Origin of the sequence: Peribacillus sp. B-H-3, assembly GCF_048572925.1 — a bacterium.
GTDB lineage: Bacteria > Bacillota > Bacilli > Bacillales > DSM-1321 > Peribacillus.
Map to the genome: position 1 here is coordinate 1,011,886 of NZ_CP183879.1, position 19,339 is coordinate 1,031,224.

The following is a 19,339-nucleotide window of genomic DNA, read 5'->3' on the forward strand; positions in this document are numbered from 1 at the left end:
GAATGATTCTGCTGAGTTACATTTCTTGTACATAACATAGCTAAAACCCAAGCAGACTTTTTAATTCCTTAACATAGGTGCGGCTCACAGGAATTCTTGATTTGTCTGACATGATGAGGTTATAGGTGGAGTTGAACCATGGCTCTATTTCTTTTATATGATTCATATTCACCAGATAACTGCGGTGAACTCTTACAAAGTATGGCTGGCTGAGTTTTTTCTCGAGAATGATCAGCGGTTCGGACACCTTATATTCCATGTTTAGAGTCTTAATGATCGTTCCATTATCAGTCCCTACATAGATGATTGAATCGATATCTGCCATGACAATTTTTTCGGCGGTCATGATGGCAAGCTTTCCGGCCTTTTCAGCAGTTAACTTTGGTTTGTTTGTTTCAGTGTAACTGCCTATTGTCTTTAAGCCCGAAATTTTATCTATCGTTTTTTTTATTCTATTTTCATCGAAAGGCTTTAACAGATAATCGGCTGCGTCTAAGTCAAAAGCCTGCAGCGCATATTCATCATAAGCTGTAGCAAAAACGACAGCAGGTGCCGGATCCATCATCTTGAGCTTTTCAGCCAGTGAGATGCCGCTTTCCCCCGAAAGCTCGATATCGATGAAAACAAGATCGGGTGTCAGTGCTTCTGCCTTTTTTAATGCTTCATCTATCGTGCCTGCCTCTCCGATTACTTCTACTTGATCTGTCTGAAGCAGGAGGTATTTCAGTTCATCTCTTGCCAGCGGTTCGTCATCCGTGATGAGGGCTTTCAGCATAACGTTCATTTCCACCTTTCTGTAAAATTTCAAGCGGTATATTTAGCTTGACCGAGGTTCCCGTTCCTTCAAGGCTTCTTATTTCAAAGCTGGCGTCATAGTTGTACATTCCTTCCAGACGTTCCCTGATATTAACCAGTGCTGTACCTGAACCCTGCTCGGAATGTACCTCTTTTTTTCCGAGAGCCTCAAGCTTGGCAGGGGATATTCCTTGTCCGTTGTCCGTTACATCTATATGCAGCCGGTTTTCCTGGGCACAGGCAGTAATCTGGACTTCGCCTGGGGCATTGGAATGCAAAAAGCCATAGCGGATTGCATTTTCTACAAGAGGCTGAAGGGTGAAGGGAGGGAGCAGGCACTTTTCCAGACCGGGTTCAATGTCAAAAGCAACATGATACTTATCCGGAAATCTGGCTTGCTCCAGTGATAAATAGGCCTTTACATGCTCCAGCTCCTTATCAAGCGGAATAAACATCTGTCTGGCACCCTGCAGGTTGCTTCTGAAAAACTGGCTGAGCTCCAATAGAAGCTTTCTGGCCTTCTCCGCATCTGTCCTGCATAAAACAGAGATGGTATTAATGGCATTAAAGAGAAAATGAGGGTGTACCTGTGATTGTAAGGCCTTGATTTCGGCATTCTTCAGCAATTTGCTTTGTCGTTCTGCTTCCGCAAGCTCCAGTTGTGCAGAGAATAATTTGGCTAGTCCTTCAGCCAGCTCATGTTCGACTTTCCCTAAGGAATTCGGGTTTTTAAAATACAGCTTGAGTGTGCCTGCTGTTTTATCATGAACTTTCAAAGGAAGGACAACTGCTGCCCTCAGAGGGCAATCACTATGATAACAGAGAATCTCCTCCCGGCTCTTTGCTGTCAAGATGGTGCCTTGCATAAGTACCTTTTTTGTCAGTTCGGTAGAAAATCCTTTTGTGGGAACATGATGATCTGAGCCTGCGCCGGCATGGGCAAGAACACTGTGTGAATCTGTAATTGCAATAGCATCTGCATCTGTAAGCTCCAGCATGATTTTGGCCACTTCCTTACAGGAAACAGGATTAAGGCCTTGCCGGAAATATGGAAGGGTTTTGTCTGCAATATCAAACGCTTTATTTGTCTGAAGGGCCTTTGTGCGTTCTTCTTCTCTCAGTATAGATTGAATGATCAGCATGAACAGGAGCGTCCCAAAGCCATTAATGGCAACCATGGGGATTCCGATCATTTGAACAAGATCCCAGGCACGTTCAATGGGCCTGGTCACCAAAATGATAATCGCCATTTGGACAATTTCCATTAAGCAGCCTGCAGCTGCCGCATACCATGGCTGTATTGAGGAATCTCCTTTATTTTTTTTTCCAAGGTATCCTGCGGCCACCCCGGCTAAAATGGCTGAGACAGCACATGCTTCCGCTGTAAATCCCCCCAGCAGAAGTCTATGGATTCCAGCAATCAGGCCAATGCCAAGCCCAACAAGCGGCCCGCCAAGCAGTGAACCAATGGCGATTCCCATAATTCTCGTATTGGCAATCGCACTATCAGGCTGCAGGTTATAAAGCCAATTGCTTTTGCCTACTAAACTTTGATGTATTTCTATGCCCGTATAATTACTGATAACGGCAAAAGCGCCAAATACAAGAATGAGAAATCCTTTTTCCTTCAGTCCTTGTTCATTGTGAATAATACGCCGGAATGGCTTGAATTGTGAAAGAAGGAATACTGCAATTAAAATAATGCCTACTCTTTCTATCATTAGAGGGAGCAAATTGATCATGGCCTGCTCCTTTCATTTCCTGAAAATTTTAGCCCCTTTTAACTGGGAGAAATATCTTTATTCGTTCAACTAAACATCAGCGGGGGAAGTTTCCCTTTTATTTTACAATAGTAAAGAAATAGTTGTCGAATATTGAAAAAATTTAAGCGCCGATTTTTGAAGAAAATTGGAGATATTTAGGCTGCACTTTTTATAGCAGAAGAAACGGACAGTCTGTATATAATAATAATTTATACATTTGTAAAATTCGAAAATAAATAAAAGGTAAAGCCAAAGGAATGTATAAGGAATATGATCTTGGTAAACAGGGAGGGAATTATGGGGAATGCTTTGGGTTTGCAGAATGCTTTTGGTTAGTGATGGTATGGTGAGAGCTATTGTATGGGGTGGCGATATGTCTGGGGGTAGCGGTAAATCAGGGTTCTTTAGCATGAGCATACAGCATAGGGGACGATACAAACTGGAGGGCAAAGCTCCGCGGTTTACCAGTAAGCCCGAAAACGAAAATGCAAATAAAACGGCCTTGAAAGAGCACAATCCTTCAATTCCAGACGGAATAGTTTAGCCCAAAAGGCAAAGGTAACCCAGGCCACGTAAGGCATCATGGCAAGGCCGGCAATTTTGTCACGCGGATGAAATTCATATGCTGTCAATGTCAGAACGCTCAGGAAAAGGGCGATTTCCACAAATGCTGTGCCTCTAAGCCCCCACTTAAAGAATAGAAAGGACCATAAAAAATTAAGCCCAAGATCAGCGGAAATTCCGTAGTCCAACTTCTGCCTCCAGCATAGAATAAACAACTTTTTGGGTTGCGCCTAATCAGCAAAATTAGTGCATACAAAAAGAATTCAACATGAAATATTGAATTCTTTTTGATTCGCTCTGTTAAACTTGCCTATTGATTTCCGCTCCAATCAACAAAGTACAGAAAGCAACAACGCTTTAACAAACCCTTATAATTAATAAGAACCTTGCCTTTGGAATCAATCAAATGAGCTGATCAAGGGGCTTTCGCTTTTTATTATGCCATGCAGAATGGATAAGTTAGTTATTTAATAGTTCATTATCTAATTCAGCAGGAGCATAATTTTGAGATTGATTGAATAAGTGTGTCAGGTATGTAGTTAATTCGAACCTTTCTGCGTTGATAAATTCAGAAAACCTCACTTCATTCTTTTCGTTCATCATGATTACCTCCTATTATTTTATGATTTATAATAACAGTATTCCCATTCTATGAACCTTTTAAAACCTGAAAAAAATTGGAAGTGCGTTCAGGGGGGCAAGAAGCCGATTGAAGGCTGCCATGAGGTGGGCGTCTCTGGGGAAAAAACTGATCGGGGGTAATGATATTGACTATTGATAGTGTTAAATCTCATTTTAGGAAGCTTGGGAGGGAAGGGGATATCCTGGAGTTTGACCAGTCTAGTGCTACAGTGGAATTGGCAGCTGCTGCTCTTGGAGTGGAACCAGCTAGAATTGCCAAAACCTTATCCTTCAGGGGGGAGGGGGAAAGGGCTCTTCTGATTGTATCTGCAGGAAATACAAAAATTGATAATAAGAAGTTCAAGAAGACATTTGGGTTTAAAGCACGGTTTCTTTCTCCTGTAGAAGTGCTGGAACAAACAGGCCATGAGGTAGGCGGTGTCTGTCCGTTTGGGCTTAAAAATGATTGTGATGTTTTCATCGATATTTCCGTTAAGGAGTTTAACACCCTGTTTCCAGCATGCGGGAGCTCTAACTCGGCCATCGAGCTCGCAAATGAAGAACTTTTTCAAATTTCCGGGGCAAAGGATTGGGTGGATATATGCAAACCGCAGGAGCAGGTCTCTAATATCTAACATCCCGCAGTCATTCCCTGAAAAAAAGAAAAGGACAAGCCAGTGCTTGGTCCTTTTCTGTGAAATGCGTTATCTAAAAATACTGCTGATTTTTTCAACTTCCTGTGGAGTTAAGTGCACATCAAGCGTCCCAAGGTTTCTGACAACCTGCTCAGGCACTTTGGCGCCTGGTATTAAGGCGTCAATTGAATCCTGGTGAAGATACCAGGCAAGCACAACATTTGCTACTTCAGCATGCTTGGCGTCGGCGATCTTGCGGACCTCTTCGACTTTTGCCAAATTCCGTTCAAATGCTTCTCCTTGGAACATTGGGTTCTTCGCGCGGCCATCGTCAAATTTGGTATCTTTAGTATATTTGCCTCCTAAAAGACCTGCAGCAAGCGGGAAATAAGGAACAAAGGAAATGTTATTCTGTGAAGTATAAGGCAGCGTGTCCTTTTCTGCACCGCGTTTAAACAGGTTATATTCTGATTGCAGAACATCTACATATCCATCTTTATTTGCCTGCTTTAACTGTTCCAAAGAAAAATTGGATACTCCGATCGAACGGATTTTGCCAGCATCCTTCAATTCTTTTAAAGCACCTACTGCTTCATCCTTAGGCGTGTTTTCATCTGGGAAATGAATATAAAATAAGTCAATATAATCTGTCTGAAGCCTTTTTAGGCTGCTTTCGACAGATTCCTTCAAGAATGCAGGAGAGTTATCTATGACTACCTTGCCATCCTCAAATCTATGGGCGCCTTTTGTTGCAATAACAACCTGATCACGGCTTCCCCTTTCCTTGAGAACCTCGCCGATTAGTTCCTCTGAGCGCTCCGGTCCGTATATAAAGGCCGTATCCAGGAAGTTGATTCCATGGTCCAATGCATTGCGGACAACTTCTTTGCCTGTTTCTTCATTTAAATTCGGATAAATATTATGCCCGCCCACTGCATTTGTTCCTAACCCAATCGGATTTACATACAAATCTGTCTTTCCAATACGTCTTTTTTGATCAGCCATGATTTACTTCATCTCCTTATATTAGACATATAAGTATCATAACAAGTTAAGCCGAAAAACAAAAATGATGGAATTCAGAAGAATGTGTTTTTTTTTTATAGCAGCTTATTCTATAACAATATGATATTCCTTCAGCCAGGCATTAATTTGCAGGAGATAATCTAGTAGCCCTCTAGCCGCCGTGCCAGTTATTTGTTCGCTTTTTCCTTCTGCAACGAGCCTGACTTCTGCTCTATCAATCAATGGGAGGATTGGCGACTCTGGGTCATCTAACACATGAAGCATCAGGTTTGATATGCCATTTAAATAGGCTTGGTCCTTGGTGCTTGGATAAGCACTTTTTCTCCTGTTGCGCACATCATCCGGCAATATACCCCCGAAGGCACGGCGGAGTATCCCTTTTTCAATATTATCAATGCTTTTTACTTCATAAGGCACATTCCATAAATATTCGACGAGCCTGTAATCACAAAAGGGAACACGCACTTCAAATCCAGTCATCATGCTGGCCCGGTCCTTGCGGTCAAGCATAAATGGCAGGAAGCGGGTGATGAACATATAGGACATTTGACGCTGTTTTCTTTGCATGCCCGTTTCTCCTTCGAGGAATGGCACTTCATCCAATGCTTCCTGGAACCGCTTTCTCCGGTATTCTTCCGGCTTTATTTTTTGCTTCATTTCAGGTGAAAGGATATTGGTTAAATAGCCAAGATTCAAAAGCCACGGGAAAACATCAGCGTCCAGGAATTCCTCCTGATGAAACCATGGATAACCAGAAAAAACTTCATCAGCAGACTCACCGGAAAGAGCGACCGTCGCTTCTTTTTTCATCTCAGTAAATAAAAGGTAAAGAGATGTTTCGAGTTCTCCGACGCCAGGCAGGTCACGCGCACGCATGGGAACCAGCAAATTCTCGATTAATTTATCTGCGCCAAAAACAATGGAATGATGATCGGTTCCGACATATTCAGCAACCTTTTTTACCCAAGGCTCATCCAGATCACGCCTCAGGAAGTCTTCTTCAAAGTCTTTATCATTATTTACGAAATCGATAGAGTAGGTATGGAGCGTTTTTCCTTCTTTTTTATATTCCGTGCCAGCAAGAGCTGTTAATCCGGATGAATCCAACCCGCCGGATAGCATGGAAACAAGAGGGACATCTGAAACAAGCTGCTTATGAACAGTATCTCTCAGAAGGTTCCTTATTTTTTCTTCTGTTTGCTTTACATCATCATTATGAAGTTTGCTTTCGAGCTGCCAGTAGCGCTGATTTTTTGAACCGTCTGAATTAAAAGTAATGCAGTGGCCGGCACGAACCTCTTTAATGTTTTTGAAGACCCCATTGCCTGGTGTACGCATCGGGCCAAGTGCAAAAATCTCTGCAAGCCCCTCAGCATTTACTTTTGTCTCTACTTCAGGGTGTGAGAGAAGAACCTTTATTTCAGATCCAAAAACGATAGAGTCGCCAACTTGTGTATAAAACAGGGGTTTCACACCTAGATGATCACGGCCAAGCAGCAGCTGGTCTTTTTCTTCATCCCAAATCCCAAAGGCAAAGATGCCATTAAGGCGGCTGAGGCAGTCTTCCTGCCATTCCAGATAAGAGTGAAGCAGCACTTCGGTATCAGATGCAGTGCTGAATATATGTCCTTTCTCTTCAAGCTCTTTCCGCAGTTCCTGATAATTGTATAGCTCACCGTTATATGTCAGCGCAATCGTATAACTGCTTTTGTGATATAACATAGGCTGCTGCCCGCCATCTGGATCAATGACAATCAGCCTGCGGTGTCCTAAAGCAGCCTTATCTGACATGAAATATCCGTCTGCGTCTGGACCCCTGTGAATGATTGAATCTGTCATCTTTTTAAGGATTTCTTTCTGTTCTGAGAGATTTTCCTGCCAATTAACCCATCCTGCTATTCCGCACATGCTTATTCCCTCTTTCTGTGAGTGTGATAAGTAGAATATAACCTTTACGTTAACGTTACATTTTAGTTATGCCAATCTTGAAGAGATTGACCGTCACGGCACATCGGCCATTATGAAAAACCAGATCCATGTTTTATCGTATGGGCATTATTGGGGGAATTCAACCTTTTCAGTCTTATATTTGAAAAAATCCTAAGATAGTCCCATTCACTTAATGAGGAAAGAGACTGCATTAAGCAAGGATGACCTGCGGCTTGGTTTCAATAGTTTGTTTATTGCCATAAGAACTTAAAAAAGAAGTCTTAGGTATGAAAACCCTCTTTATTATGTTTTCAATGTATTATGGAATAATGAATAACCCCGAAAATACCCAGAAAAGCTGATTCTGAAAATTTAAGGTGACGTGAGACTTACTGTTGGCCTTCAGAATTCTTTTGTTCACCAAATAGGACCAGGGCTTCTTTAGCTCGGTCTCTTAATGAAATCAGCTCTTCCTCGACTGCTAGCATTTTTTTTTTCTTTTGTTCAATCAGCTCCAGTTTTTCTTCAACGGTCTGCAGTACCATTCTCAATTTTTCTGTTTGTTCATCAGTGCCCTTTACTTGCCTGTAATTTATTCTTTGAAGCTCAAGTGTGTCGCTTAAAGCGATGAATTGCTGAAGCTCCAGCAGGGAAAAACCCATAACTTCTTTGGCGTTCGTGATTTTTTCCAGGAAGTCAATATGGTCCTGAGTATATAACCGTGTACCGCCTTCTGTTCTTGGAGGGGAGGGCAGAAGCCCTATTTGTTCGTAATACCGGATTGTTCGCTTCGTCAGTCCGCTTCTTTTTGCCACATCGTCAATCTTCATTCCATCCATATGTGTACGCTCCTATATTACATCCTCTGTGCAGGATGTTAATTGTTCATCTTTCTTTCATCATACCATAAACCAATAATCTCATAAATGTGACGTTGACGTTAAGGTTAAAGAGGAATATAATTGGATTATTATTGGATTTTACATTTTTGTTTCTGCACTTTTAAAAAACTGAATAAAGGAGTCAGATATACCATATGAGCAAACGAGAAGAATTACTCACTGCCCAAAATCAGCAGGTTAAACAGCCGCTTGTTGTTTGGGTGATCTTTGCAGCTGCGATTATTTCTTTTATGGGACTTGGCCTGGTCGATCCCATTTTGCCGGCGATTGCTGAAAAGCTTCATGCATCACCAAGTCAGGTGTCACTTTTGTTTTCCAGCTATAACTTGATTACGGGGGTAGCCATGCTGATTACTGGTGTAGTCTCAAGCAGAATTGGAATCAAATGGACCTTGCTGACAGGCATTTTGTTTACAATTTGCTTTTCTGCTTTGGCGGGGTCATCACATGGAATTTGGCAGATTGTCGGATTCCGCGGAGGCTGGGGCCTGGGAAATTCCCTATTTATTGCTACCGCACTATCAGCCATTGTAGGACTTGCGCTGGGCGGAACTGCTAAGGCTATAGTTCTGTACGAAGCTGCGATAGGCCTTGGCATATCAGTAGGACCGTTATTAGGAGGGGAACTTGGCTCAATATCATGGAGGGGTCCCTTCTTTGGAGTCAGCGTTTTGATGGTGGTTGCCTTTTTGGCCTTGCTGCTGAAAATGCCGCAGGTTGAGAAGCCAAAGGTTAAAGGCTCCATCCTGGATCCTATTAAAGCTTTAAAATATCCAGGATTATTAAGACTTGGGCTAACCGCTTTTCTTTATAATATCGGATTCTTCACTTTAATGGCATTCGCTCCATTTGTTATGCACTTGGATGAACATGGCTTAGGGTATGTATTCCTTGGATGGGGATTATGCCTTGCCATCACCTCCGTTTTTGTGGCACCAAAGCTTCAAGCGAAATTCGGGACCATCAAGTCCATGTGTATGATGCTGATATTATTTGCATTAACACTTTTATCTATGGGCATTTGGACGAATTCTTCTTCAATCGTAATTATTTGTGTTATTGTGGCAGGTCTTTTCCTGGGCACTAACAATACGCTTATTACAACAGCGGTCATGCAGGTGGCACCAGTAGAGAGAGCGACTGCATCGGCAGCATATAGCTTTGTCCGCTTCATTGGCGGTGCGATTGGTCCTTGGCTGGCAAATAAGCTTGCTGAATCCTATAACCCGCATGTTCCATTTATAACAGGAGCAGGATTTGTCTTTCTTGCGATGCTGGTTGTAGCATTTGGGCGTAAACATATCCAGCACGTGGATAAGATAAGCGGCCATTAATTTGTGCATATGCTGAACGAGTGAAAATAGCCTGCTCCCTTTATGGGAGCAGGCTATTTTTTTGGTTAAAGAAAGGGACGAACAGCCTGACCCCTATGAGAGAGGAGTAATTTCATGTTTTCCGAGTGTTACGGCTGATTTAGAGAAGTTCCCATTCAATGTTTTTTTTTCGGGTGTCCAGTTCTGCTACAATTTCATTATATTTATTATCAGAGAGCTTATAAAAAACACCCATGACAATGAAGGTAGCCAGGGCCAGAACACCCGGATAGATAAACATCAATCCTTTAATTCCGGAAATAACGCCTGCACTTTGAACGGCATTCGGCACATACCCGACCATTCCTAAAACCATGCCTGGTATGAACCCTGCGATGGCCTGTGACAGCTTGCGGAAGAAGGTAAAGAAAGAGTATACGACACCTTCTGATCTTCTTCCGGTCTTCCATTCTCCATATTCTACAGCATCAGATACAAGAGCCCAGTTCAGGCTGTTTATAAAAGAGCTTCCAAAGAAAGCCAAGCAGGCAAATATGATAAATAAGACAGCATCCTTTGCCAGCATGTATGCAAGAGCATCGCCAGCCGCCCAAATGGCGGCACCAAGCATGTATGTATACTTTTTGCCGATCTTCCTGACAAGAAAGGGAACGAATGCTACACCAATGAACACGCACCCAATACTGAAGAATCCCATATATGGTACGATAGAAATTTTATTAAGGACATATTGGCAATAATAAACCTGTACGGCAAGCTTTACATTAAATGCAGAGAAGGTAAACAAGTTGACCAGGCACAAAATCAAAAGCGGGGTATTTTTAAAGAGACCTTTATAGCTTTCTCTTAATGGCACTTTTGTTTCTTTTGGTTTATGTTCCACAAATCTCTCTTTAATGTTGGCATAGCAATACATCTGCAGCAAAACACCGGCGATTGCAAAAACTGCAACTGCAATTGGGTAGCCAATAGATTCATTATGAATGCTCAGCACTAGAGGCATAAAGCCTACCGTGGAAATCAGCAGTCCCAGATTGGAGCCGGCTTGCCTAAACGAAGCCAATTCTGCGCGTTCTCCAGGATCCTTTGTCATGGCAGGTATCATAGAGCCGAAAGGAATATTAGAAATACTGTAAATGGTTCCAAAAGCCATATAAGATGCATAAGCCCAAATGGTTTTGCCGGTTATTGAAAAATCCGGATTTATGAAGTTGACGACGGCAATCAGGGCCAAGGGAACAGCAGTATATAGGATAAATGGCCGGAACTTGCCTTTAGGCCCGATATTTCGGCGATTATCTATCCATGTTCCTACAGTAATATCAGCTATAGCGTCCCAAATTTTTGAGATCAGGAATACAAAGGCAGCTACAGCAGAGGGCAGTCCTAGTGTAAAATTTAAGCAAATAAATCAAATCTGGCCCATATCCAGTAAAAAGTTGTTGCCGACATCTCCAATCCCATAAGCAATTTTTTCTTTTAGCTTTAATTTATCGTGATTGAGTTTCTGATTGCCTTGCTCGGTAGCTGAATTTTTGCTCATCATTCTTATTCCACCTTCTCCGGAATTTTCTTATATCTTGAGGCAAACGGCTTTTCATTGGATGATGGGCAAGTTTGCATGTTAGCCTCTATTTTTCGGCTTTTTTACCCAGGCCAATTATTCTATAAACAAGATAATTCTTCCTTATCCGACAAAATGCCTGAAAGTGTGAAATGCGACAAGTCGGAAAGTGCAAATGCCTGGAATACCTGAATTAAGAAAAATTAGCACAAAAATAGAATGTCGAGTACGGGAAATGGGACCTAGTTAAATTTGAGGAATATTTACCATCGACATAATTCGACAAATTTCTTATAATGGGATAGGGAGCAATCATATTGCGGTGATTGTTTTCTTTTTATTCATTGAGATGCAGCCGGCCTCCCTTCAAAAGCCGGCTGCATTTTTTTGTGTTTTCTCTCCTGATTCTCCCCCTGAATAGGATGCACTCCAGTTATATCAGAGGGCTGCCTATCATAGCTAATGTGAATCACTCCTGGAATTCTCCTCTGCCAATACTTCAGAACTAATAAATAGCTAACAATTCCTGAAGGAAGTTTCCTGCTTAATTAGAGCTCAGTACCGATTTTGTCCACATGTGGAAGCTGAAAAACAGAAAGCTTGATTGTGCAAAAATAAATATTGTGATTTGGTTAAATTTTCTGATAACATTTAGTTGAGAAGTCACTAAGTTTTTATTGGGGGAGACATTGATGGAAAAAACAATGGAAAAACGGCTTTTCCGTTCTGAAGTACTTGTGGAGCAGACCTGGAATCTTGAGGATTTATTTTCTTCCAGAGAAGACTGGAAAACACAATTAGAGAATATTAATCTGGAAATTCCAGCACTATGTGAATTTCAGGGGAAGCTAAATGACGGGGATAAGCTTGTGCAATGCTTGGAGCTTCGGGAACAGCTTCATATGAAATTGACCAGGGCAGGAACATATGCATCATTGAGAAGATCGGCAGATGGAACAGATTCTGTCAATCAGGCAGATTATGCACAATTTTCTGCGCTGATGACTAAGGTGAATGCTGCCCTTTCATTTATTGATTCTGAAATTCTTGAATTGCCAGAGTCAGACTTAAGAGAATACATAGCTTCAGAACCAAACCTTAGGGTCTTTGAGAAGAATTTATTAGAACTGCTGGAGACGAAAAAGCATAAGCTTTCTCCAGAAACAGAGAAGGCTCTTGCTGCATTAGGAGATGTGCACAGCTCACCTTATAAAGTATATGAAATGGGCAAATTGGCCGATATGCAGTTTCAGCCAATACATGATGGGGAGGGAAATGAATATGCGGTTTCTTTTTCTTTATATGAAGACCGCTATGAATTCTCACCAGATACGGATCTTCGCAGGAAAGCATACGGATCATTTGTGAATACATTAAAACAATATAAAAATACCTTTGCCCAAGCATATTCGGCAGAGGTTTCAAAGCAGGTTGCACTTTCGCGGCTGCGCAGCTATGAATCTGTCACGCAAATGCTGCTTGAGCCCCAGCAGGTAACAGTTGGCATGTATAATAATCAGCTCGATATCATCCAGAGCGAGCTGGCTCCCCATATGCGCCGCTACGCTCAGCTCAAGAAAAAGGTGATGGGGCTTGATAAGATGCTTTTCTGTGATTTGAAAGCGCCGCTTGATCCTGAATTTAATCCAGCTACAACGTATGAAGATGCGTGCGTTGTCATTCTTGAAGCCCTAAAGGTAATGGGACCCGAGTATAGTGAAATCATGAGAAAAGGGCTGACAGAAAGATGGGTCGACCGTACCGACAATGTCGGCAAAGGAACTGGGGCTTTCTGTTCAAGCCCGTATGGAGTTCATCCATATATTTTAATTACCTGGCAGGATACAATGCGCGGAGCATTTGTATTAGCACATGAATTGGGCCATGCCGGACATTTTTACCTGGCTAACAAAAATCAGCGGCTATTCAATACAAGGCCGTCAACTTATTTTGTTGAAGCCCCGTCTACACTAAATGAGCTTCTTTTGGCGAAGCATCTCCTTGCTAAAACCGAAGATAAACAGATGAGACGCTGGATAATCCTGCAGCTGCTTGGAACCTATTACCACAATTTTGTGACACATTTGCTCGAGGGAGAATATCAGCGAAGAGTATACATGCATGCTGAAAGTGGGCACCCCTTAACTGCAAAAACTTTGTCTGAAATAAAAGGGAGCGTCCTTGCCGGCTTTTGGGGAGATGCTGTAGAAATAGATGAAGATGCAAGCTTAACCTGGATGCGCCAGCCCCATTATTATATGGGTTTATATCCGTATACCTACTCCGCAGGATTGACCGCATCCACAGCAGCTGCCCAAATGATCCAGGAGGAGGGCCAGCCGGCTGTTGACAGGTGGCTGGAAGTCCTGCGTGCGGGCGGAACAAAAAAACCGCTAGAACTTCTGAAGCATGCTGGAGTAGATATGTCGAAGCCGGAATGCATCAAACAGGCAGTTTCCTATGTTGGCTCCCTTGTTGATGAATTAATTGCTTTATATGAATGATGTGCAAAAGCTTGACTTTAGTTTATTGACAATAAAGATTTTTCTAAAAACTATTGCATTAAGAATCGGATGATGGTATATTCACCACAGGAAAAAAATTGAATAATGTTTTGCTTTAAAACTCTTATCCAGAGTAGGCGGAGGGATTTGGCCCGATGATGCCCAGCAACCGACTGTAATTCCGTTGTGAGACGGGGCGCGTGATAAAATGCGCCGGTATTTATACCAGAGGGCACGGTGCTAATTCCAGCAGAAAGATCATTCTTTCTGAGAGATAAGAGGTTAGAAGATCTATTTTTGTATTCTTCAAGCCTCTTTCTTTTACAGAAAGGGGCTTTTATTTTTTGGCTCTGTTTAATCTGGCCTGTCACCGTATTCAGGCGCGCAGCTTCCGGGAGCAGTTTGGATAATCCAGGCTTTCCGCGGGGAGGGCGGTGAGCCACCTCTGCTGCGCCTGCGGGGTCTCACCTTTCCGCAAATCTAAGCAGGAGTCTCGCACCTTACGCTTCAATCAACCTGGTTGAACAATGCGTTCGCCTCACAGAACTCATTAAAAAACAACAATCTTTAAAAAAACAGCCTTTAAAAATGGAAAACAGGAGGGAATACAGCTGAAAGGAAAATTCCAGGAGTCAGAAAATCTCAAATATTATGAGGGAGAGAAATCAATGAAGAAATATATATGGAAATCATCAATGGCTTTAATTTTTATTATTATGCTGCTGGCAGGGTGCCAGCCGCACGTAGGAAAGCAAGCAACCGCTGATTCAAAAGCAAGTGATAAAAATCCGCTTGCAAATAAGAAAGTGGCACTTATTATGCAGCAGAATCTTGGTACTTTTTCTGCACAATATATTGATGGTGTGAAGGAGCAGGCTGCAAAATTTGGAGGGAAGGTTACAGTATTCACTTCTGATGGAGACCTTGCAAAGATGTCCTCTAATGTTGATGCAGCGATTAACCAGGGCTTTGATGCCATTTTGATTGACCACGGCACAAAAGAAGCACTAACAGACGGCGTGAAAAAGGCCATTGCTAAAAAAATTCCCGTTATCGCATTCGATGCTGAAGTCAATGTACCGGGTGTAACAGTTCTTGAGCAAGGGGATCAGCAGATGGCAAAGGCTACGCTTGAAAAATTGGCCAAGGATTCCGGAGGCAAAGCCAATATCGTGAAAATTTGGGTTGCGGGATTTGCGCCGATGGAAAGAAGGCAGATTGCCTATAAAGACTTTTTAGCCAAAAATACAGGAATAAAAGAGGTTTCTGCTTTTGGAGCAGCTACTCAAAATACGGCTCTTGACACCCAATCGCAAATGGAAGCTATTTTAAAACAGTATCCTAAAAAAGGGCAAATCACAGCGGTATGGGCTGCTTGGGATGAATTTGCCAAAGGGGCGGTGCGGGCCATTAAACAGGCGGGCAGAACGGATATCAAGGTTTATGGAATCGATATGAGTGATGAAGATCTTCAAATGATCCAGGATAAAAACAGCCCATGGGTGGCTTCGGCTGCAGTTGATCCAAAGGATATCGGAAGAATCCAGGTTCGTTATGCTTATCAAAAACTCAGCTCCGGATCCGCGCCTGATAAAGTGAAGTTAAATCCGGTGTTCGTCACCAAAGAAGAATTGCCTGCAGAACAAATTACGACAGCAGAGCTCAATAAATATGTAAAAGGCTGGGGACACAGCGAGCAGGGATATACAGAAAAACTCAAAGACCTGGAAAATGGGAAGTAAAGAAATGTAAAGCCCAGTCGCGGACTGATGAAAGGGGGAGAATAAATTGAGTGCTAAATTGCTGGAGATGAAAAGCATTTCGAAATCATTCGGCCAAGTGAAGGCCTTGAAAAAGGCAAAATTCGAGCTGAGAGCAGGTGAAGTACATGCGCTGCTCGGAGCAAATGGTGCCGGCAAAAGCACACTGATTAAAATTCTTTCAGGGGTGTTCACTGAGGACAGCGGTGAGATAGTATTGGACGGAAGAACCGTCAACTTCCGCTCTCCCAAGGAAGCCAAGGAATGTGGGATTCATTGCGTTTACCAGGAGGTGGACACAGCCATTGTTCCGCAATTGTCAGTTGCTGAAAATATTTTGCTGGATTCATTCTCCACGGAAAGAAAATGGTTTGTATCAAGGAAAAAGATGCTCAAGCAGGCACATGACGCGCTGATTCAGCTTCATGCAGGGGGGATTTCACCCGATAAGCCGGCGTCTGCTCTCACCCTCGCAGAAAAACAAATGGTCCTGATAGCACGGGCCCTGGTCAGGGAGGCAAAAATCATTATTTTTGATGAGCCAACAGCCCCTCTTTCGCTTGAAGAAACACGGCATTTATTTGAAATCATCCAGAAGCTGAAGAAGCGGGGGGTAGCAAGTATTTTTATCTCCCACCGGCTCCCGGAGGTTTTTGAAATTTGTGACCGCATTACGGTGATGAGGGACGGAGAAGCGGCAGGGACTTTCCTTGCCCCGGAAATCACCCAGCAGCAAGTGGTAGACAAGATGCTCGGCAGCCAGCTGAGTATGGAGCTATTAAGATCCGGGAGCAAAATAGGAGATGTGCTGTTTGAGGTCAGGCATTTGGACGATGATGAGATGCTTAGAGATATTTCTTTCTCTGTTTCAAAAGGAGAAGTGGTCGGTGTGGTGGGTCTTGTCGGGGCAGGGAAGACAGAACTGGCCAAAGCTCTGTTTGGACTAACTCCCTGGAAGAGCGGAGAGGTCCTTGTACACGGGGAACGTTTTAGATTTAAGCATCCCTCGCAAGCAATTAAGGCTGGCCTTGCCCTTGTACCGGAAGAAAGGCGGAAAGAGGGGCTGTTTATCGGGGAATCTGTCCAGGCAAATATCACTTTTCCGCATCTGAAGAAATTCTCGAACTATTCATTTTTAAAGAAAAAGGCGGAACAAAAATATACAGAAGAAATGATTGATGCACTTGGAATAAAAACGCATAGCAGCCAAACTCCCGTAATGAACTTAAGCGGCGGAAATCAGCAAAAGGTAGCTATCGGAAAGTGGATGTCCGGACAGGCAGAAATTTATCTGTTTGATGAGCCTGCCAAGGGAGTGGATATAGGAGCAAAAAAGGATATTTTTCAGCTCATACACCGCCTGACCGGCAGCGGAAAGGGAGTTCTTTACTTCTCATGTGACATTACTGAAATTCTTGCGGTATCTGATCGGCTTCTGGTTATGTATGATGGAGCCATTGTGAAGGAACTAACAGCGGCTGAGGCGACACAGGAGGAAATCCTGCTGTATGCAAGCGGAGGAAAGGAAGATGGAAATGAGCGGGAAATTCATCGGGTTTTTATTTAAATATGGAGCCATCCTTTTAATGGTGCTGATATTAATTTATTTTAGCTTGGTGAATGGGGCATTTCTTTCTTACGGAAATATATCGGATATTCTGAGGTCCATATCCATTGTCACACTGCTTGCTTTAGGAGTCACATTTACGCTGATTGTGGATGGCTTTGATTTATCTGTCGGCTCGACGATGAGCTTGTCTACAGTTTTGACCTCGTCGCTCATGGTATGGTTTCAGCTTCCCCTTTGGCTCGTTATCATCCTTCCAATCATTACTGGTGTGCTCGTTGGGCTATTCAATGCCTTGCTGATAGTGAAAATCAGGATTCCGGATCTTCTTGCAACACTTGGAGTCATGTATATTGTTTCAGGCTTTCACCGGACGTATACAGAGGGATACTCTATATACAGCCATATGGAAATGACAACAGGAGGAAAAGCGCCAGGCGAATTTTATAAAAGCTTTCTGTGGGTAGGACAGGGAGAGCTGGGAGGCGTTCCTGTTCCTGTTATCATCATGCTGGTTTTTGTGGCAGCTGTGTTTATTATTCTCACCCATACCAGATGGGGCAGGATCTTGTATATGACAGGCGGCAATGCAGAAGCGGCGCGCCTGTCTGGCATTAATGTCAATAAAGTGAAGCTACTTTCTTACATTGTTTCCGGAATATTTGCTTCATTGGCAGGGATCCTTTTTGCCGCACGTGTTGGATCAGGGCAAATCGATGCAGGTTCATCCATGCTTATGGAAGCTGTTGCAGCAGTATTTGTCGGCTTTTCTGTTCTTGGCGCAGGCAAGCCGAATGCGCTTGGCACCTTTTTCGGGGCTGCTTTGATAGGTGTTTTGTTAAACGGTTTAACCATGCTGAACCTTCCTTATTACGCATTTGAAATTGTGAAAGGTACGGTTCTTGTACTTGCTCTGGCTGTAACATATATCCATGTGGGAAAAAGGGGCGGAAGCCTGAGGAAAAAACGGATTCAGCAGCCCGTGAAAAAGGCGAGCTGACTATACAGACAGACCAGGATGAGGCGATGCCGCTTTCGGCATCGTCTTTTAATTTGGCGAATTTTTAGCCATGGTATTCTCTGAGTACTCCTCTCAAACCTTCACTTGCTGAGATTGGAATTACCTCTGATTAAAATAGGCCTTCTTATCAAGGGGCTCTCTTCATTGTTGGGCAGCGGACTTATAAGCAAGTTAAAAGGGATTAAAAAATAGCTAAAAAGTTTCCTTCTATAAAATATTGACGTAAACGTGTTAAATTATGGTATATTGAAGGATAGCAGGATTTTTTCTGAAAAGTCATTAATAAAATGAACGTTTTTATAACATATGGGTGGTGCATGCTGTGGAAACACGTACAGGCAGAAAGCAGCAAAAAAAGAAAAAGAAATCCGTTTTAAAGGGCATATTAACTTTTATTTTCCTTATTTTTTTAGCGGCAGGAGGATATGCAGGTTTTCAATATTATGAGGGCTTAAAACAGGCCAAGCCTGCAGCTCAGCTGGAAAAACACTATGATGATTTTCAGGCTGCTGATCAAATTGAGGGTATACAAAATGTGCTTCTGCTGGGAATTGATGCCCGCAAAAAGGGCGAGATATCACGTACGGACAGCATCATGGTCGGGCAATATGATACAGATACCGAACAACTGAAGCTTGTTTCGATTATGAGAGATAATTACGTTGACATTCCGGGACACGGTAAGAATAAAATCAATGCAGCTTTTTCATTTGGCGGACCCGAACTGCTTCGTAAAACAATTGAACAAAACTTTGGCATTGATGTAAATTATTATGCACTGGTTGATTTTAAAGGATTTGAAAAAATTGTAGACGCACTGTCGCCTGAAGGCGTCCAAATTGATGTGGAGAAAGCCATGTCCAAAAATATCGGTGTTAACCTGAAACAGGGAGTCCAAAAACTTCATGGGAAAGAATTGCTGGGATATGCAAGATTCCGCCACGATGCAAGAGGGGACTTTGGGCGTGTAGAACGCCAGCAGAAGGTTATAGGAGCCCTTAAGGAGAAATTTCTTAGCGTAAGCGGAGTGGTCAAGCTTCCTAAAATGGTCGGAACCATCCAGCCTTACATTGATACAAATATGAAGACTTTGACGGCAATTGGTATTGCTAAGGATATTATTATCAATAAAAGTGATATTCAAACGATGGTCATTCCGGTTAAAGATGGCTTTAAAGAAACCAGATATCCTAATGCTGGGCAGGTTTTAGAGCCTGATTTAGCGAAAAATAAAGAAGCACTGCAGGAATTCCTTGTCAATGGAAATCAGGAAACGGAATACGGTCTATCCAGCTCGAATTGAGCTGGACAATGAAGGGAAGAATTACTTATAGAAAGAAAAAAGCAGTCTCAT

Annotated in this window: 16 protein-coding genes and 1 riboswitch; of the genes, 7 read left to right on the plus strand and 9 right to left on the minus strand. The window is 42.7% G+C overall.

The window, feature by feature from the left end; all coding sequences use genetic code 11:
* Nucleotides 1–40: 40 nt before the first annotated feature.
* The 4 genes from ACN6MY_RS04965 to ACN6MY_RS04980 form a co-directional block, all read right to left on the minus strand.
* Nucleotides 41–775, minus strand: coding sequence for a LytR/AlgR family response regulator transcription factor (locus tag ACN6MY_RS04965; protein WP_419882993.1), 735 nt, complete (start codon nucleotides 773–775; stop codon nucleotides 41–43).
* Nucleotides 750–2,537: a LytS/YhcK type 5TM receptor domain-containing protein gene (locus ACN6MY_RS04970; protein WP_419882994.1), complete on the minus strand. Its 1,788-nt coding sequence runs from the start codon at nucleotides 2,535–2,537 to the stop codon at nucleotides 750–752. The genes ACN6MY_RS04965 and ACN6MY_RS04970 overlap by 26 nt, the downstream gene beginning before the upstream one ends.
* 482 nt (nucleotides 2,538–3,019) lie before the next feature.
* On the minus strand, nucleotides 3,020–3,310 hold the full coding sequence (locus ACN6MY_RS04975; RefSeq protein WP_419882995.1) for a TspO/MBR family protein: 291 nt from the start codon (nucleotides 3,308–3,310) through the stop codon (nucleotides 3,020–3,022).
* 271 nt (nucleotides 3,311–3,581) lie between these two features.
* Nucleotides 3,582–3,725, minus strand: coding sequence for a hypothetical protein (locus ACN6MY_RS04980; RefSeq protein WP_419882996.1), 144 nt, complete (start codon nucleotides 3,723–3,725; stop codon nucleotides 3,582–3,584).
* 164 nt (nucleotides 3,726–3,889) lie between these two features.
* Between ACN6MY_RS04980 and ACN6MY_RS04985 the strand changes: the two genes are divergently transcribed.
* Nucleotides 3,890–4,378, plus strand: coding sequence for a YbaK/EbsC family protein (locus ACN6MY_RS04985; RefSeq protein ID WP_419882997.1), 489 nt, complete (start codon nucleotides 3,890–3,892; stop codon nucleotides 4,376–4,378).
* Between the two features lie 69 nt (nucleotides 4,379–4,447).
* Here the strand turns inward: ACN6MY_RS04985 and ACN6MY_RS04990 are convergent, their stop codons facing one another.
* From ACN6MY_RS04990 to ACN6MY_RS05000, 3 genes are all read right to left on the minus strand, one after another.
* On the minus strand, nucleotides 4,448–5,383 hold the full coding sequence (locus ACN6MY_RS04990) for an aldo/keto reductase (RefSeq protein WP_419882998.1): 936 nt from the start codon (nucleotides 5,381–5,383) through the stop codon (nucleotides 4,448–4,450).
* A 105-nt stretch (nucleotides 5,384–5,488) separates the two neighbouring features.
* Nucleotides 5,489–7,312, minus strand: coding sequence for an asparagine synthase (glutamine-hydrolyzing) (gene asnB / locus ACN6MY_RS04995; RefSeq protein ID WP_419882999.1), 1,824 nt, complete (start codon nucleotides 7,310–7,312; stop codon nucleotides 5,489–5,491).
* 410 nt (nucleotides 7,313–7,722) lie between these two features.
* Nucleotides 7,723–8,172 (minus strand): MerR family transcriptional regulator, encoded by a 450-nt coding sequence (locus tag ACN6MY_RS05000; protein WP_419883000.1) that lies wholly within the window; start codon nucleotides 8,170–8,172, stop codon nucleotides 7,723–7,725.
* Between the two features lie 197 nt (nucleotides 8,173–8,369).
* Here ACN6MY_RS05000 and ACN6MY_RS05005 point away from each other — a divergent pair, with 197 nt between their 5' ends.
* Nucleotides 8,370–9,569, plus strand: coding sequence for an MFS transporter (locus ACN6MY_RS05005; protein WP_419883001.1), 1,200 nt, complete (start codon nucleotides 8,370–8,372; stop codon nucleotides 9,567–9,569).
* A gap of 139 nt (nucleotides 9,570–9,708) precedes the next feature.
* On the opposite strand, the gene ACN6MY_RS05010 is transcribed toward ACN6MY_RS05005, so the two are convergent.
* Together ACN6MY_RS05010 and ACN6MY_RS05015 are read right to left on the minus strand one after the other, a co-directional pair.
* A complete protein-coding gene (locus ACN6MY_RS05010) occupies nucleotides 9,709–10,977 on the minus strand; it encodes a glycoside-pentoside-hexuronide (GPH):cation symporter (protein ID WP_419884076.1) in 1,269 nt (422 codons plus the stop codon).
* A 3-nt stretch (nucleotides 10,978–10,980) separates the two neighbouring features.
* A complete protein-coding gene (locus ACN6MY_RS05015; RefSeq protein ID WP_419883002.1) occupies nucleotides 10,981–11,115 on the minus strand; it encodes a hypothetical protein in 135 nt (44 codons plus the stop codon).
* Between the two features lie 710 nt (nucleotides 11,116–11,825).
* On the opposite strand from ACN6MY_RS05015, the gene pepF reads away from it, so the two are divergent.
* The 5 genes from pepF to ACN6MY_RS05040 all read left to right on the plus strand — a co-directional run bounded on the left by pepF (nucleotide 11,826) and on the right by ACN6MY_RS05040 (nucleotide 19,288).
* Complete coding sequence (pepF, locus tag ACN6MY_RS05020) at nucleotides 11,826–13,637, plus strand: oligoendopeptidase F (protein WP_419883003.1); 1,812 nt, start codon at nucleotides 11,826–11,828, stop codon at nucleotides 13,635–13,637.
* Between the two features lie 121 nt (nucleotides 13,638–13,758).
* A riboswitch (SAM riboswitch) is annotated at nucleotides 13,759–13,918 on the plus strand.
* 387 nt (nucleotides 13,919–14,305) lie between these two features.
* Entirely contained in the window at nucleotides 14,306–15,379 is a 1,074-nt protein-coding gene (locus tag ACN6MY_RS05025) for a sugar ABC transporter substrate-binding protein (RefSeq protein WP_419883004.1), read from the plus strand.
* Nucleotides 15,380–15,425: 46 nt separating this feature from the next.
* Nucleotides 15,426–16,964 carry a sugar ABC transporter ATP-binding protein gene (locus ACN6MY_RS05030; protein WP_419883005.1) on the plus strand — a complete coding sequence of 513 codons (1,539 nt, stop codon included), beginning with the start codon at nucleotides 15,426–15,428 and terminating at the stop codon, nucleotides 16,962–16,964.
* On the plus strand, nucleotides 16,933–17,964 hold the full coding sequence (locus ACN6MY_RS05035) for an ABC transporter permease (RefSeq protein WP_419883006.1): 1,032 nt from the start codon (nucleotides 16,933–16,935) through the stop codon (nucleotides 17,962–17,964). The genes ACN6MY_RS05030 and ACN6MY_RS05035 overlap by 32 nt, the downstream gene beginning before the upstream one ends.
* 343 nt (nucleotides 17,965–18,307) lie before the next feature.
* Nucleotides 18,308–19,288: an LCP family protein gene (locus ACN6MY_RS05040; protein WP_419883007.1), complete on the plus strand. Its 981-nt coding sequence runs from the start codon at nucleotides 18,308–18,310 to the stop codon at nucleotides 19,286–19,288.
* The last annotated feature ends 51 nt before the right edge of the window (nucleotides 19,289–19,339 follow it).